This window comes from Sphingopyxis sp. JAI128, from assembly GCF_014207235.1.
In the GTDB taxonomy this organism is placed as follows: Bacteria; Pseudomonadota; Alphaproteobacteria; order Sphingomonadales; family Sphingomonadaceae; genus Sphingopyxis.
This window is the reverse complement of record NZ_JACHDA010000002.1, coordinates 153672-169930: the sequence shown is the minus strand read 5'-3', so window position 1 is coordinate 169930 and position 16259 is coordinate 153672. Positions and strand designations below refer to the sequence as shown.

General features: G+C 63.8%; 9 protein-coding genes. 3 read left to right on the top strand and 6 right to left on the bottom strand.

The annotated features are described in order from the left end of the window. Position 1 precedes the first annotated feature (1 nt). On the top strand, positions 2–3175 hold the full coding sequence (locus HDC35_RS04790; RefSeq protein WP_184644262.1) for an efflux RND transporter permease subunit: 3174 nt from the start codon (positions 2–4) through the stop codon (positions 3173–3175). Here HDC35_RS04790 and HDC35_RS04785 read toward each other — a convergent pair. From HDC35_RS04785 to bglX, 3 genes are read right to left on the bottom strand one after another with little or no spacing between them, the layout of a single operon-like run. Then, a complete protein-coding gene (locus HDC35_RS04785; RefSeq protein WP_184644260.1) occupies positions 3172–4401 on the bottom strand; it encodes an MFS transporter in 1230 nt (409 codons plus the stop codon). The two genes, HDC35_RS04790 and HDC35_RS04785, sit on opposite strands and share 4 nt — an antisense overlap. A gap of 41 nt (positions 4402–4442) precedes the next feature. Further along, entirely contained in the window at positions 4443–6002 is a 1560-nt protein-coding gene (locus HDC35_RS04780) for a sulfatase (RefSeq protein WP_184644258.1), read from the bottom strand. A 2-nt stretch (positions 6003–6004) separates the two neighbouring features. Next, positions 6005–8323: a beta-glucosidase BglX gene (bglX, locus tag HDC35_RS04775; RefSeq protein WP_184644256.1), complete on the bottom strand. Its 2319-nt coding sequence runs from the start codon at positions 8321–8323 to the stop codon at positions 6005–6007. A 246-nt stretch (positions 8324–8569) separates the two neighbouring features. On the opposite strand from bglX, the gene HDC35_RS04770 reads away from it, so the two are divergent. Together HDC35_RS04770 and HDC35_RS04765 are read left to right on the top strand one after the other, a co-directional pair. Continuing rightward, positions 8570–11629, top strand: a complete 3060-nt coding sequence (locus HDC35_RS04770; RefSeq protein ID WP_184644254.1) for a TonB-dependent receptor domain-containing protein — start codon at positions 8570–8572, stop codon at positions 11627–11629. A gap of 67 nt (positions 11630–11696) precedes the next feature. After that, entirely contained in the window at positions 11697–13202 is a 1506-nt protein-coding gene (locus HDC35_RS04765) for a glucoamylase family protein (protein ID WP_184644252.1), read from the top strand. Between the two features lie 70 nt (positions 13203–13272). Here HDC35_RS04765 and HDC35_RS04760 read toward each other — a convergent pair whose 3' ends face one another. Genes HDC35_RS04760 through HDC35_RS04750 form a run of 3 tightly spaced genes read right to left on the bottom strand, consistent with a single transcriptional unit; the run spans position 13273 to position 16240 of the window. Continuing rightward, the gene (locus tag HDC35_RS04760; RefSeq protein WP_184644250.1) at positions 13273–14145 is read right to left on the bottom strand and encodes an endonuclease/exonuclease/phosphatase family protein; all 873 of its coding nucleotides are present in this window, start codon (positions 14143–14145) and stop codon (positions 13273–13275) included. Then, positions 14142–15488: a GH1 family beta-glucosidase gene (locus HDC35_RS04755; RefSeq protein WP_184644248.1), complete on the bottom strand. Its 1347-nt coding sequence runs from the start codon at positions 15486–15488 to the stop codon at positions 14142–14144. Before HDC35_RS04755 ends, HDC35_RS04760 begins: the two co-directional genes overlap by 4 nt. After that, positions 15485–16240, bottom strand: a complete 756-nt coding sequence (locus tag HDC35_RS04750; protein ID WP_184644246.1) for an alpha/beta hydrolase-fold protein — start codon at positions 16238–16240, stop codon at positions 15485–15487. Before HDC35_RS04750 ends, HDC35_RS04755 begins: the two co-directional genes overlap by 4 nt. Between the last annotated feature and the right edge of the window lie 19 nt (positions 16241–16259).

The window sequence follows — 16259 nt, the reverse complement described above, 5'->3', positions numbered from 1 at the left end:
CATGATCGCCTCCATCGTCAATTTCGCCGTCGCGCGCCGCTGGTTCATCCTGCTCCTCACCGCGATCGCGGCGCTGATCGGCGCGTGGGCACTTAGCCGCCTGCCGATCGATGCCGTCCCCGACATCACCAACAATCAGGTGCAGATCAGTGCGCGCGCGCCCGCGCTCTCGCCCGAACAGGTCGAACGGCAGGTCGCCTTTCCGATCGAAACCGCGCTCGCCGGCATTCCGGGGCTTGAAAGCACGCGCTCCTTGAGCCGCAACGGCTTTGCCCAGGTGACCGCGGTGTTCACCGACGCGACCGACATCTATTTCGCGCGCGCGCAGGTCGCCGAAAGGATGCGCGAGGCCGAACGTGCGCTCCCTGAAGGCGTCGACCCGGAAATGGGGCCGATCGCCACGGGGCTGGGCGAGGTCTTCATGTGGACGGTCCATATGGCGCATCGCAAGGATGACAGGCACAAGCCCGGCGAACCGGGAATGCAGCCCGACGGCAGTTATATCACGCCCGAGGGCGACCGGCTGGTCACCGACGCTGAAATGGCGACCTATTTGCGCACCGCGCAGGACTGGATCGTGACACCGCTGCTCAAGCCCGTGGCGGGGCTGGCGGGCGTCGACACGATCGGCGGTTATGTGAAGCAATATCAGGTCGTCCCCGATACGCAGCGACTTGCCGCGCTCGGCCTTGGCCTCGGCGATCTCGCGACCGCGCTCGAGGCGAACAACCGGGCGATCGGCGCCGGGGTCGTCGACCGCAACGGCGAGGGGCTCGCGGTGCGTTCCGACGCGCGCATCGGCGGCGCGGCAGAGCTCGCGCAGACGGTGATTGCGACCCGCGGCGGCGTTTCGATCCGGCTCGATCAGGTTGCGAGCGTGCGCACCGGACAGGCGATCCGTATGGGGTCGGCGTCCGAAAACGGACGCGAGGTGGTCGTGGGCACCGCGATCATGCGGATCGGCGAGAACAGCCGAGATGTGGCGAGCCGCGTGGCGGAGCGTCTCGACGAGATCAACGCGTCGCTGCCGACCGATATCGTCATCCAGCCGGTGCTCGATCGAACCGGCCTCGTCGAGGCAACGGTCAAGACGGTCGCGAAAAACCTCACCGAGGGTGCGCTGCTCGTAATCGTCATCCTCTTCCTATTGCTCGGCAATTTCCGCGCAGCACTGATCGCGGCGCTCGTCATTCCGATCACGATGCTGCTGACGAGCTTTGGCATGCTCAAGGGTGGCGTCTCGGCGAACCTGATGAGTCTCGGCGCGCTCGATTTCGGGCTGATCGTCGACGGCGCTGTCATCATCGTCGAAAATGCGCTGCGCCGCATCGGCGAACGGCAACATCGGCTCGGGCGTACGCTCGACCGCGACGAACGTCTCGGCGTTGTCGCTGCCGCGGCGCGCGAGATGATCCGGCCGTCGGTATACGGGCAGGCGATCATCATCCTCGTTTATGTCCCGCTGCTGACGCTGACGGGCGTCGAAGGAAAGACCTTCACCCCGATGGCGATGACCGTGATCGTCGCGCTCGCCGCGGCATTTGTCCTGTCGCTCACCTTCGTCCCGGCAATGCTCGCCATCTGGCTGTCGAAGCCGGTCGAGGAAAAGGAAGGGCGGATCATGCGCTGGCTCGGCGCGCGCTATGAACCCGGGCTCGACCGGGCGATGGGGCAGCCGCGGAAGACGATGCTGGCTGCGGTCGCGGCGCTTGTCGTCGGGGCGGGCGCCTATGTCACGCTGGGGCAGGAATTCCTGCCGCAACTCGACGAGGGCGATCTCACCGCACAATTGCTGCGTGTTCCCGGGACGTCGGTCGATCAGAGTCAGGCGATGCAGCTTCGCGCCGAACGCGCGCTTGCCGCGCTGCCAGAAGTGAAGTTCGTCTTTTCGAAGACCGGCACCGCCGAACTCGCGTCGGACCCGATGCCGCCGAACATCTCCGATACCTTCATCATCATGAAGAAGCGGCAGGACTGGCCCGACCCGCGGCTTTCGAAGGCCGATCTGACGGCAAAGGTCGAAAAGACGCTCGCCGGCCTGCCCGGAAACGCCTTCGAGATCAGCCAGCCGATCCAGATGCGCTTCAACGAGCTGATCGCCGGGGTTCGCGGCGACGTCGCGGTCAAGGTCTTCGGCGACGATAGCGATGCGATGGCGGCGACCGCGGACCGGATCGCGGGAGTGCTGCGCAAGACCGAGGGGGCGACCGACGTCCGCGTCGAGCAGACCAAAGGGCTGCCGATGCTCGACATCCGGCCAAAGCGCGATGCGATGGCCGGCCTCGGGATCACCGCGGCGGCATTGCAGGAAACGGTCGCTGCGGCGGTCGGCGGGCGCGATGCCGGGGTGATCTTCGAAGGCGACCGGCGTTTTGCGGTCACTATTCGGCTCTCCGATGCGGCGCGGGCCGATTTTGCCGCGCTGGGTCAGGTTCCGGTGCCGACTCCGGGGGGCAGCTTCGTACCGCTCGAAAGCATCGCTGAGTTGACCGTCGCCGACGGGCCAAACCAGATCAGCCGCGAGAATGGTAAAAGGCGGATCGTCGTGCAGGCGAATGTTCGCGGCCGCGACGTCGCGAGCGTGGTCGAGGATGCGCAAGGCGCGATTCGCGAACAGGTGCGCCTGCCCGCGGGGCAATATGTCGAATGGGGCGGGCAGTTCGAAAATCTCGCCTCGGCTCGCGATCGGCTCGCGCTTGTCGTTCCGGCGTGCTTCGCGCTGATCCTGCTACTGCTTTACGGCGCGCTCGGCAGCGTGCGCGACGCGGCGATCGTCTTCACCGGCGTCCCGCTCGCGCTGGTCGGCGGAACGCTGGCGCTGGCGCTGCGCGGCATGCCCTTCTCGATCTCGGCGGCGGTTGGCTTCATTGCGCTGTCGGGGATCGCGGTGCTCAACGGGCTGGTGATGGTGACATCGATCCAGCAACTGATCGCCGAAGGCAGCGCGCGCGCCGAAGCGGCAAGGGCGGGGGCGCTTGCACGGCTGCGGCCGGTCGTGATGACCGCGCTCGTCGCCTCGCTCGGCTTCGTGCCGATGGCGCTCGCAACGGGCGCGGGGGCGGAGGTGCAGAAGCCGCTCGCAACAGTGGTCATCGGCGGGCTCGTTACGGCGACGCTGCTGACGCTGTTCGTGCTGCCGACGCTCTATGCGCGCTATGGAGGCCGGCGGGCCTAGGGAAGCAGCCTGCCTTCGTCGCGCCGCGGCATCGGCGCGACGAAGCGCAGGACCAGCGCCGAGAGCAGCAGCCAGCCTGCCGAGCCGAGGATCGCGGCGGGCAGCGAGGTGAGGTCGGCGACCAGCCCGAGCGTATAGGCGCCGAGCGCCATCGCGCCAAAGGTCACCGCCTGATAGATCGACAGGCAGCGGCCGAGGATCTCTTCGGGCGAGCGGAGCTGCATTGCGACGTTGAGCGTCGTCAGCGTCGAAACCCACGCGCCGCCGGCGACAAATGCGGCGAGCATCGTCGGCGGCAGGCTGGCAGTCAGCGCGACGGGCAGCATCGCGGCAGCAAAGATGAGCGACGCGGCGGTCACGACGCGGTCGCTGCCCCAGCGGCGGCGCGCGGCGCCGATCCAAAGTGCCGCGAAAATCGATCCCGCACCGAAAGCGGCAAGGCACAGGCCATAGACGATTTCGGTGCCGTGCAGCCGGTCGCGGACGAGCGAGGGCAACAGCGCCTGGAACCCCGCCGCGCCGAAGCCGAAGGCGAAACCGCGGATCAGGACGCGGCGTACCGGGTCCGACTGCGCACAGAAGCGAAGGCCTGCCGCGATGGCGGCCAGCATCGGGGTGCGACGAGGCGGCACCGTCTCGGGGTGCCAGCGCAGCAGCACGAAGATCAGCGCGATATAGCTCAGCGCGTTGAGCCCGAAGGCGGCGGCGGTGCCGACGATCGAGATCAACAGACCGCCGAGCGCGGGGCCGACGCTGCGCGCAAGGTTGAACGCGATGGTGTTGAGCGCGATCGCCTGCGGCAGATCCTTCGGCCCGACCTGCAACCGCACCGACGCCTGCCATGCGGGGCCGTTGAGCGCCGTGCCGCACCCGACGGCGAGCGTGAAGAACAGCAGGGTCAGCGGCGTGATCGCGCCCATATAGGTGATCAGCGTCAGTGCGGCCGAAACAATCAGCATCCCCGTCTGCGCCGCGAGCATTACGCGCCGCCGGTCGAAATTGTCGGCGATCGCCCCCGCGAAGATTCCGAGCAGCATGACGGGAATCGTCGTGCTCGCCGCAACCAGTGCGATCAGCAGGTGCGAGCTGGTCAGCTCGGTCATCAGCCACGCCGCCGCGACCGACTGGATCATCGACCCCATGTTCGACGCGAGGTTCGCGATCCAGATCGCGCGAAACGCAGGGTAACGGAAGGGCGCGAACGCGGAGGGCGATTCAGGGCTCACGCCATCGCGCCTACCGCTCGCCCGCGGTCATCGCAACCCGCTCAGGAAATGGCGGGGCCGCTGGTATCTTGATATTCGCGGCGCAGTACGATCAGCCGCCGCTTCATGCGCGCGATCGCGCCCTTCATCGCGGGGTCGGCGATCCGGTTGTCCATCTCGTGCGGGTCGGTCCTCAGGTCGTAAAACTCCCACGCGTCGAGGCCTTCGCCGTAGAAGCGCACGAGCTTATATCGCTCGCCGCGCACGCCATAATGCGCACGTACCGCATGAAATCCCGGAAACTCGTAATAATGATAATAGACGTCCTTGCGCCAGTCGCGCGGGGTGCCGCCCGTCAGCAGCGGCATCATCGACCGACCCTGGATCGTCGCCGGACCCTTGACCCCGGCATAGTCGAGGAAGGTTGGCGCATAGTCGATATTCTGGATCGGTGCCGCGATGCGCGTGCCCGGGCGGATATGCCCCGGATACTGGATCAGGAAGGGGGTGCGCATCGATTCTTCATAGATGAAGCGCTTGTCGAACCAGCCATGCTCGCCCAGATAAAAGCCTTGGTCGGAGGTGTAGACGACGATGGTATTCCGATCGAGGCCGCTTTCGCCGAGATAGTCGAGCACCGCGCCGACGCCTTCGTCGACCGCAGCGATCGTGCCCAGATATTGCTGCATGTAACGCTGATATTTCCACAGCGCGAGGTCGCGGTCCGACAGCGCCGCCGCGTTAAGCCGGTCGTTGTCGGCCTGCATCGCCGCGTCCCATTCGGCCTGCTGCGCGTGCGTCATGCGGTCGAACGCGCCGGGCCAGCGATTGTAGCGGAGCTGCGCCGATCCCTTTGCGACGGTCATCTTGAGGTCGTGCCCCTCATACATGTCGCGGTAGATGTTCATTTCCTGTGTGCCAGCCGCGACGCGGCCCGCATAATCGTCGAAATAATTGTCCGGCACGGGGAAGGTCACGCCCTGATATTTCTGCACATGGCGCAGCGCGGGCATGAAATTGCGGTGCGGCGCCTTGTGGTGGATCAGGATCGCAAAGGGTTTGGACTTGTCGCGCCCGTTTTTCAGCCAGTCGAGGCTGTATTGCGTGATGAGGTCGGTGGCATAGCCTTCTGCGATGCTGCGCCCCTTGGGCGTGATGATGTCGGGATTATAATATTCGCCTTGATCGTCGAGCACCTTCCAATCGTCGAAGCCGATGCCGTCGGGCGAGTAGTTGATGTGCCATTTGCCGAACATTGCGGTGGCATAGCCCGCCTGGCTCAGCGCGCGCGGCCACACCCAGACATGGTTGTCGAAGCGCTGGCCGTTCTGCGTGAAACCGTGAGCGTTGCTTTGACGCCCGGTAAGCAGCGTCGCGCGGCTGGGGCCGCAAAGCGAATTGCCGACGAAGCTCTGCGTGAAGATCGCGCCATTCTTGGCGATCCGGTCGATATTTGGCGTCGGCGCCAGCTTCGACAGCGGCGACCCATAGGCCGAAATCGCCTGATAGGCGTGATCATCGGACATAATATAGACGATGTTCGGACGCCCCTCCGGCTGCGCTTCCGCCGCAACAGCGAAAGCGAGCGGGAGGGCGAGGGCAACCGGAAGGCGAAATCGCATCGTCATTCGGTCAGCTCGAAGCTGGCTTCCTGTCCTTCGGCCGACGAGGGGCCGACCCACAGCCTGAACTGCCCGGGTTCGCTGCCCCAGCTCATATCCTGCCGCGTAAAGGCGAGATCGGCGTCGGTCAGGGTGAAGCGGACCGTTCGTTTCTCGCCCTTCTTCAGCATCAGCTTTTCAAAGCCCTTGAGCTCCTTGACCGGGCGCGTCACCGATCCAACAAGGTCGCGGACATAAAGCTGGACGACCTCCTCGCCATCTCGCGCGCCGCTGTTGGTCACGGTGACCGTTGCGGTCAGCTTTTCCCCCGGGCGGATCTTTGCCTTGTCGAGTGTCACCGGCGAATAGGTAAAGCTGGTGTAGCTGAGGCCATAGCCGAACGGGTAGAGCGGGGTGTTCGGCGTATCGAGATAGCGCGAGACATATTTTGCGTTGGGATCCTCGGGCTTGATCGGCCGCCCGGTGTTTTTCATGTCGTAATAGATCGGCACCTGTCCGACGTTGCGCGGGAAGGTGACGGGCAATTTTCCCGACGGATTATAGTCGCCATAAAGGACATCGGCGACGGCATGGCCGCCCATCGTCCCAGGATACCAGGCCTCGAGGATCGCATCGACATTGGCGTCGGCCCATTCGATGCTGTTCGGCCGTCCGCTCATCAGAACGAGGATGATCGGCTTGCCGGTTTTCTTGAGTTCCTCCAGCAAAGCCTGCTGGTTGCCCGGCAGGTCGAGCGAGGTGCGGCTCGCCGCTTCGCCGGTCATGTTCCAATGCTCGCCCATCGCGGCGACGATCACATCGGATTTCTGCGCGAGCGCGATCGCTTCGGCGAAACCGTCGGTTTTGCCCGCGTCGGCGAATTGATAGCCCGCACCCTTAGCATAGGCGACCGTCGTTCCCTTTGGCGCGCGCGCCTGCAGGCCTTCGAGCAGCGTGACCGGCCGCGTCTTGCGGTCGCCTGCCGCGGCCCAGCTGCCGATCATATCCTCCTTGCTGTTGCCGAGCGGCCCAATCAGGGCGATCGACTTTGCCGATGCGGCGAGCGGAAGGGCGCCGTCCTTGTTCTTCAGCAGCACGATCGACTTGCGCGCGACGTCGCGCGCCGCCTCGAGGAAATCGGCGCGATAGACGGTCGCCTTTTCGCGCGCCTCGTCCGAATAACGATAGGGATCCTCGAACAGGCCGAGGCGGTATTTCATCTCGAGGATCGCTTTCACCGCAGCATCGACCCGCTTCACGTCGACCTTGCCCTCGGCAACCGACTGCGCGAGTTGGTCCATGAACACCGCGCCCTGCAGATCCATGTCGACACCGGCGTTGATCGCCTGTTCGCCGGCCTGCTTCAGATCCTTCGAATAGCCGTGCGCGACCATTTCGTTGATCGACGTGTAATCGGTTACGATAAAACCCTTGAAACCCCATTTCTTGCGCAGCACGTCGGTCAGCAGATAGTGGCTGCCCGACGCGGGCACGCCGTCATATTCGTTGAACGAGGTCATGAAGGTCGCCGCGCCGGCATCGGCCGCCGCCTTGAACGGCGGCAGATAGACATCGCGCAGCGTGCGCTCCGAAATATCGACCGTATGGTAATCGCGGCCCGCTTGCGCCGCGCCATAGGCGGCGAAATGCTTGGCGGTCGCGAGCACCGTATCGACGCGTTTCAGGTCGTCGCCCTGGAACCCCCGCACGCGCGCGGCCGCGATCTTGCTGCCAAGGAAGACATCTTCGCCTGCGCCTTCGGACATGCGGCCCCAGCGCGGGTCGCGCGCGACGTCGACCATTGGCGCGAAGGTCCAGTGGATGCCCTCGGCGGCGGCCTCGGTCGCGGAAATTCGCGCTGCCTTTTCAATGGCATTCAGGTCCCAGCTCGCCGATTCGCCCAGCGAGATGGGAAAGATGGTGCGATGACCGTGGACGACGTCATAGCCGAAGAGTAGGGGGATTTGCAGCCGCGTCTCTTCGACCGCGAGCCGTTGCAGATCGCGCGTATATTTGGCGGTGAAGGCGTTGAAGATCGATCCGATGCGGCCCTTGCGGATATCGTCCTGATAGCCCTGGCGCATCGTGGGGCCGGTCGAATCCCAGTCGCTGGTCAGGAGCGATAATTGCCCGATTTTCTCGTCCAGCGTCATCTTCGCGATCAGGTCGGCGATAAAGCGGTCCATTTTCGCATCGGGGCGCATCCAGTCCGCCGAATCGACTGGCGCCTTTTCGCTCGCGCTCGTCGCCGGCTTCGCCAGCAGCGGGGTTGGGGCGAGCTGTCCTGCCACCATCAGGGTGGCCAGCGTCAGGTATGTGAGATTGCGCTTCATCGGCGGCATGATTCGTCCTTCCCAGTCGGGTTTGCTTATACATTGTCACGCGGATGGGCCGAATTTCGGCGGAAAACCGGCTGGCCCCCGATTGCATCCATCTGCGTCGCTTCTCTCTATACAGTGATCGTGAAACCGGTTACAAATCAAAAAAACACGACGCGATTTCCCGCGACTCGTCGTTGAGCGGTGGCAAGGCCGGTCGGCGAAATCAGCGAGGGCGGGAAATGTCGGGGCACAAAAAGGGAGGATGCCGTGAAGTTATCGCATGATTTTCAAACCGTTTTCGCACGCCGGTCGCGCGCACGTTCGTTCGCCGCGGCGCTGGCATGGAGCAGCGCGGCTGGCGCGCTGGCCGTCGCGGTCGCGGTTCCCGCCCATGCCCAGGTGTCGAGTGCTTCGCTGCGCGGGACGGTCAAGGCCGATGGCGGGGTGTCGCAGGTCACCGCGATCAACGTCAACACGGGCCTGACGCGCAGCGTCACCGTCGGCGAAAATGGCAGCTACAATATCGCGTCGCTTCCGGTTGGCACCTATCGCCTCGAGCTGACCACCCCCGGCGGGGTGCGTCGCACTGACGAATTCACCCTCTCGGTCGGGCAGAGTGCGGTTCTGGACTTCGACTTTTCGCAGCCGGACATCGCTTCGGGCGGCGACGATGCGATCATCGTCACCGGCAGCCGTATCCGCTCGATGGAGGGCGGCGAAGTCGGCACCAATATCTCGCAGCGGCTGATCGAGGTGCTGCCGCAAAACAATCGCAACTTCCTTGCTTTCGCCGACCTCGCACCCGGCGTCCAGTTCATCACCAACGGCAGCGACCAATCGCGCCTTCAGGGGGGCGCGCAGGGAAGCAATTCCGTGAACATCTTCATCGATGGCATCGGACAGAAGGATTATGTGCTCAAAAACGGCGTGACCGGCCAGGATTCGACGCAGGGCAACCCGTTCCCGCAGCTCGCGATCGGCGAATATCGCGTCATCAGCTCGAACTATAAAGCTGAGTTCGACCAAGTGAGCTCGGTCGCGGTCACCGCGGTGACCAAGTCGGGTACCAATGAGTTCCACGGCGAAGGCTTTATCGATTTCACCAACCAGAGCCTGCGCGACCGGCGCCCGAGCGAGAATTTTCCGCGCTATATTCCGAAAGTCCGGTCAAAGGATATCCAGTTCGGCGGCGCTCTCGGCGGCCCGATCGTCAAGGATCTGCTCCACTTTTTCGTGACTTACGAGGGCAAGCGCCGCGTCAATCCGCGCGACATTACTCCGGGTCTCGAATTGCCCATTTCTTATTTCCCGAGCGAATATCAGGATGTTTTCGGATCGGCGAAGGAAACCTTCAACGAAAACCTCTATTTCGGGAAGATCAATTTCACGCCGACGAACAACGACCTGTTCGAATTTTCGGTCAAATATCGCGATGAAAGCGGCGAGCAGTTTAACAGCGGTTTTGCTTCATTCGAAACGCGGACGATCGCCAAGGTCGAGGAATGGCGCGGCCTTGCGCGCTGGGAACATACCGCCGACACCTGGATCAACGACCTCAAGGTCGCCTATGAAGACGTGACCTGGGGACCGCGGCCGCTCAATTTCGGTAATGTGTCCATTTTCAACGCGACGGTGCCTAACCCCCCGCCAGCAACCACCAGCCGCCGCGGTGATATCCTGCGCATCGGCGCGGGCAGCAATTTCCAGGACAAGGGGCAGAACGGCTGGCAGGTGTCGAACGACTTCACCTACACGGGGCTTGAAGGGCACACCTTCAAGGTCGGCGTGAAGGGCAAGTGGGTCGAACTCAACACCAACACGCAGAATGGTGTGAACCCGGTCTTCACCTATAATGTGAATTACAACCCCAACGGCGGCACGTTCAACGACGATATCCCGTACCGCATGGTCTTCAGTGCGCCGGTGTCCGGGGGCGACCCGAATATCACGTCCAAGAATTTCCAATTCGGTATCTATGCGCAGGACGATTGGGAATTCGACGACCGCCTGACGCTCAATATCGGCCTGCGCTGGGATTATGAGCGGACCCCGGCCTTCCTGAATTACAAGCATGACCCCGCGATCGCCGAATTCGTGGCGGGCCGGGCGTCCTATACGGGTCCGAACGGCACCGTGACCCCGCCCTATACGAATCTCGTCAACGCCGATTATAACATCGACGATTATATCTCGACGGGAAGCGAGCGGAAGGCGTTCAAGGGCGCATGGCAGCCCCGCCTGGGCTTCACCTATTCGCTCGATGACGACAAGAGGTTCGCGATATTCGGCGGTTACGGCCGTTCCTATGATCGTACGCAGTTCGACAATATCCAGCAGGAGTTGACCCAGGGCCTGTTCGCGACCCGCACGTTCAACTTCAACAATCGCGGCGACACGCTCAACACATGCGTACCCAGCGCGACCTGCATCGCATGGGATCCGGCCTATCTGACCCCCGAAGGCCGTGCGGCGTTGATCGCGGGGCTGCCAGTGGGGGCCGGCCGCGAACTGCGCTTTATCAAGAATGACCTGAAAATTCCCTATTCGGACCAGTTCAGTCTGGGCGTGCGGGGCAAATTCAACCTGCTCGACCTCGAACTTGGCTATTCCTATGTCGAGAGCAAGGACGGTTTCGTCTACCTGCTCGGCAACCGCCGGGCGGACGGCAGCTTCTTCCCGGCGACGGGCAACCCGGATTCGCCTTTCGGTAGCCCGCCCGCGCCGTTCGGCAGCATCATCATCGGGACGAACGGTATCGAAACGCGCGCCAATACGGCCTATTTCAAGTTGACCAAGCGATACACCGAGTTCTCGCCGTGGAGCCTCGATGCGACCTACACCTTCACCGACGCCGAAGAAAACAGGCAGTTCGGCGAAACCTTCAGCCTCGATTTCCCTAACATGGACGCCTATCCCTTCATCACCTCGACGGGCGTGCGCAAGCATCGCTTCGTCATGGCGGGTTCGGTCGATATCCCCTATGGGATCACCCTGTCGGGTAAATTCCAGATCGCTTCGCCCAAATATCTTGCGGCCTTCGTATTCACCCCGGGCGACCCGCTCAGCCGCGACATTGTCTCGACCAAGACAAAGGGCAACGGCGACCTGTGGGGGTATCGCCAGATGGATCTGTCGATTACCAAGAATATCCCGCTCAAATTCGTTGCCGATGAAACGCGCATTCGCCTGCGCCTCGACATCATCAACCTGTTCAACGACCGCAATTTCAGCGGCTTCAACTCGGTCACGGGGCTTCGCAATCCGACCGATTATGCGATTGATGGTCCCCCCCGCACCGTAAAGCTATCGGCCGGGTTCTCTTTCTGACCGGCTGACCAGGCGCCCGGCCGCATCCCCCCTCCCGCGGCCGGGCGCCCAAATTTTGGAGTATCGAATGTCGTTCCGGACCGGGGCTTTGCTGTTGCCCCTCGTGGCGCTCGCCGCCGCTTGCACCGCCGCGCCCGCACCCCGAGCGGCCGTTCCTCCGCCGGCATCCGTTGCGCCGATGACGAAAGCCGCCTTTTCCGAAGAGCTGACCCAGCGCACCTTCCGTTATTTCTGGGACACGACCGATACGCAGCGCTGTCTTGCGCCCGACCGCTGGCCGAGCAACCCCTTCTCGTCGATCGCCTCGACGGGCTTTGCGCTCACCGCATACGGTATTGGCGCCGAGCGCGGTTATGTGACGCGCGCCGAGGCGGCGGAGCGTACGCGCGATTGCCTGCGCTTCTACTGGACTGCGCCGCAGGGGCCTGCCGCGACCGGCATGGCCGGCCATAAGGGCTTTTTCTATCATTTCCTGAACAATGAAGATGGAACGCGGCGCGGCAAAACCGAGCTTTCGACCGTCGATACGTCGCTGCTGCTCGGCGGCATATTGTTCGCACAAAGCTATTATGACCGCGACACGCCGGTCGAGGCCGAGATCCGCGACCTTGCCGAGAAAATCTACCGCCGCGTCGACTGGACCTTCGTCCAGCGCGAGAACAGCCGGATTCCGTCGGCCAATGGCGGCGGGCGCAAGGCGATCGCGATGGGCTGGTATCCCGAACGCGGCGACGGCGGCGATTTCGGCACGCACGATTGGGTCGGCTATAACGAGGGCATGCTCGTCTATATCCTCGCGATGGGTTCGCCGACGCACCCCGTTGGCAAGGATGCGTGGGATACGGGCTGGGCGGGCGACCTCGAAAAGGACTGGGGCAGCTATTACGGGCAACAGCATCTCCAGTTCGAGCCGCTGTTCGGGCATCAGTACAGCCATGTCTGGGTCGACTTTCGCGGCATCCAGGACGAGTTCATGCGCGGCAAGGGCATCGACTATTTCGAGAACAGCCGCCGTGCAACGCTGGCGCAGCGGGCCTATGGCGCCGACAATCCGAACAAATGGGTCGGCTACAGCGCCGATATCTGGGGATGGACCGCGTCCGACGGACCCGGCTATTCGCAAGGTCAATATAGCGTCGACGGCACGCCGCGCGATTTCAACGGCTATATGGCGCGCGGGGTCAGCGCGATCCGCGTCGTCGACGACGGGACAATCGTCCCCACCGCGGCGGGCGGCTCGGTCGCCTTCGCGCCCGAGGTGACGATCCCCGCGCTGATGGCGATGCGCGAAAAATATGGCGAACGGCTCTATACGCGCTACGGCTTCAAGGACGCCTTCAACCCCAGCTTCACCTTTACCGACGCGGGCTCGCGCAGCGGCGCGGTCGATCCGGTGCATGGCTGGGTCGCGAATGACTATCTCGGCATCGATCAGGGACCGATCCTAGCGATGATGGAAAATCATCGCAGCGGCCTTGTCTGGAAGGTGATGCGGGGGAATCCGCATATCGTCCGCGGATTGAAGCGCATCGGCTTCAAGGGCGGCTGGCTCAATCAGGCGAAGCCGGAATAGGTACAGCCGAAAGCGGGGGCCCAAGCCATCCGCGCGCCATGAGCTCCGGCTTTCGCGGGGATGCCCTGGCTCAGCACCCCTTGCCGACGCAAAGATCCGCGAGCACCGGATAATGGTCCGACGGCAGCTTGCCTCCCGTCTGCTGCGTTAGCGTCGCATGGCGGAGCACCGCAACGCCGTCGCTCACGAAAATATGGTCGATCGGGCTCGGCTCGTTCTTTCCGATATCGAAGCCGGTGAAGGTGCCGAGCGGCCCGAAATGCCGCGTTCGGCTGATCGCCAGCGTGTCGTGCAGCGCGGCCGGTCCGGGCGCGGGGGCGGTGATCGCCGCGTGCGCGGGGCTGTCGGCCGGACTGTTGAAGTCGCCCATCAGCACCACCGTCTCGCGCGCCTTTCGCTGATCGGCGATCCAGCGGCGGATTTGCCGCGCGCTTTCGAGGCGGGCCGTGGCGCCGACATGATCGAAATGGGTGTTCACAACCAGCAACCGGCGGCGCGAGGCCTTGTCCTCAAGCCGCGCCCAACTCGCAATACGCGGGTACGCGGCGTCCCAACCCTTGCCGGGCACGTCGAGGGTCGGCGACAGCCAGAAGGTCCCCGACGCGATCAGCGCGAAGCGGTCGCGGCGGAAGCCGAGCGGTGAAAACTCCCCCTTGTCCTTCCCGTCGTCGCGCGCGGCGCCGATAAAGTGATAGGCGGGCAGGTCGGCCTCGACACCCTGCTTCTGGTGCAGCAGCACCTCCTGCATCCCGACAAGATCGGGGGCATAATAAGCGACGAGGCTGGTCAACGCGCTCCGCCGGTGCGGCCACGCATTGTCGCCGTCCGACGCGAGGTCGAGGCGGATATTGTACGTCATCGCGCTGTAGCGGTCGGCGCGTTCCTTCGCCGTCATGGGCTGCGCGAGCAGCGCCGCGGCGAGGATCAGCAGCCAGCGGGTCATCCGAGATTCCCGCCATTGGTCGCAATGACATTGCTGTAGAAGCGCGCGCTGCGCTTGGGCGTGCGGACCTGCGTTTCATAATCGACATGGACGATGCCGAACCGCTTGGAGAAGCCGAGCGACCATTCGAGATTGTCGAGCAGCGACCACGCCATATAACCGCGCACATCGACGCCCTGGCGGATCGCATCGCCGATCGCCGAGATGTGCGTGCGAAGATAGTCGCAGCGCAGTGGATCGTCGATCCCGTCGGGCCCGGCCGTCGGCGGGTCGTAAAAGGCAGCGCCATTCTCGGTGATATAGACGGGAATATCGCCATAGGTGTCGCGGAACCAGATCAGCATGTCGGTGAGCGCGGGGGGATGAACCTCCCAATCGGTCGTCGTGTGCGTCGCATTCTGCCGCACCGGCGACGCGCCGACGGGCCACTGGTTCGGATCGGCCTTGACCACGTTGCGCGTGTAATAATTGATCCCGATGAAATCGAGTGGCTGGCAGATGTCCTGAAGGTCCTCCGCAGGCCATCGCGGCCAGGCTTCGCCGAACACGTCAGCGAGTTCGTGGGGGTAGGAGCCCTTCAGCGCCGGATCGAGATACTGCCGGTTCATATAAGCGTGCGCCCGCGCCGTTGCGGCGACATCCTCCGCGCGATCGCTCGCCGGATATTTGGGCTCGATGTTGACCACGAGACCGATCTCGTGCGCTCCCTCGCTGCGATAGGCCTGCACCGCGCGGCCGTGCGCGCGCATCAGATTGTGGCTCGCGATCGGGGTTTCGAACAGGTTGCGGTGTCCGGGTGCAAGCGCGCCGTGGAGATAGCCGCCATCGGTAATCACCCAGGGTTCGTTCAACGTCACCCATTTCTTCACGCGGCCGTCGAGGCGGCGGTACATTACCGATCCATATTCCGCGAACCAGTCGGCACTGTCGCGGTTCAGCCAGCCGCCCTTGTCGTCGAGCGCCGCGGGCAGGTCCCAATGGTGGAGCGTCAGCAAAGGTTCGATGTCGTGCTTGAGCAATTCGTCGACCAGCCGCTCGTAGAAGCCGAGGCCGGGTTCGTTCACCCGCCCGGTCCCCTCGGGCAGCACGCGGCCCCAATTGACGCTGAAGCGATAGGCTTTCAGCCCCAACTCCTTCATCAGCGCGACGTCGGCGGGCATGCGGTTATAGTGGTCGCAGGCGATGTCGCCGGTGTCGCCCTTTGCCGCCATCAACCGCGGGTCGTGACTGAATCGCTGCCAGATGCTCGCGCCCGCGCCGTCGGCGAGCGGCGATCCCTCGATCTGATAGGCCGCGGTCGCGGCGCCCCACAGGAAATCGTCCGGGAAAACGGTCTGCGTCATTTCTTGTCCTTGTCGGCATTCGTGGGAGAGGGAAGTTTCTGTTCGAGCAGCCAAGCGTAAAGCGCCGGGTCGTCATAGGCGGGATCCCAGGCATTGTGGCCAAGGTCGGGGTAGATGGTCAGGCGGACCTTCCGGCCGCCGCAGGCGCGGATTGCGCGCGCCATGGCAAAGCTGCCTTCGGGCGCGACGACATCGTCGCGGTCGCCGTGAAAGGCCCAGACGGGCAGGTCCATCAGGCGGCAGGCCTCGCCCGGGTTGCCGCGCCCAGCGACCGCTGCCATCGCGGCAAAGCGCTTCGGTTCGGCGATCGCCCAGCGCCAGCTGGCATGCCCGCCGCGGCTGAGGCCGGTGAGGTAGATGCGCGTGCGATCGACGCGATACGCCTTTGCGACATGATCGACGAGCGCGTCGAGTTTTTCGGTATCCCAGTCCTGATCGGTACCGAGCAAAGGAGATATCGTGATAAAGGGGAAGTCGGGATCGCGGTCGGCGATCTTTGGCGGGCCATGCACCTTGACCTTCGCGACATCGTCGCCGCGCTCCCCCGAGCCGTGGAGGAAGATGAGCAGCGGATATTGCTTGGCCGTATCGGTCAGATAGCCTTTGGGGATGAACAGTTGATAGGGATAATTGCCCGGCGCAACGGGCTGCTGCGGCGTCTGGCCTTCGACCGGCGCGGGTGTCTTCGTCCTTGCGGCGGCGGGAGAGGTGGCGAGGGCGAGGCCCAGCAGCGCCACGGTCCAGTATCTCATACGTTTTTCCTTGGTTGAA

Coding starts and splice junctions, on each gene's coding strand:
- HDC35_RS04790 (WP_184644262.1), top strand. CDS start 2: ATGATCGCCTCCATCGTCAATTTCGCCGTCGCGCGCCGCTGGTTCATC.
- HDC35_RS04780 (WP_184644258.1), bottom strand. CDS start 6,002: ATGCGATTTCGCCTTCCGGTTGCCCTCGCCCTCCCGCTCGCTTTCGCT.
- bglX (WP_184644256.1), bottom strand. CDS start 8,323: ATGCCGCCGATGAAGCGCAATCTCACATACCTGACGCTGGCCACCCTG.
- HDC35_RS04765 (WP_184644252.1), top strand. CDS start 11,697: ATGTCGTTCCGGACCGGGGCTTTGCTGTTGCCCCTCGTGGCGCTCGCC.
- HDC35_RS04760 (WP_184644250.1), bottom strand. CDS start 14,145: ATGACCCGCTGGCTGCTGATCCTCGCCGCGGCGCTGCTCGCGCAGCCC.
- HDC35_RS04755 (WP_184644248.1), bottom strand. CDS start 15,488: ATGACGCAGACCGTTTTCCCGGACGATTTCCTGTGGGGCGCCGCGACC.
- HDC35_RS04750 (WP_184644246.1), bottom strand. CDS start 16,240: ATGAGATACTGGACCGTGGCGCTGCTGGGCCTCGCCCTCGCCACCTCT.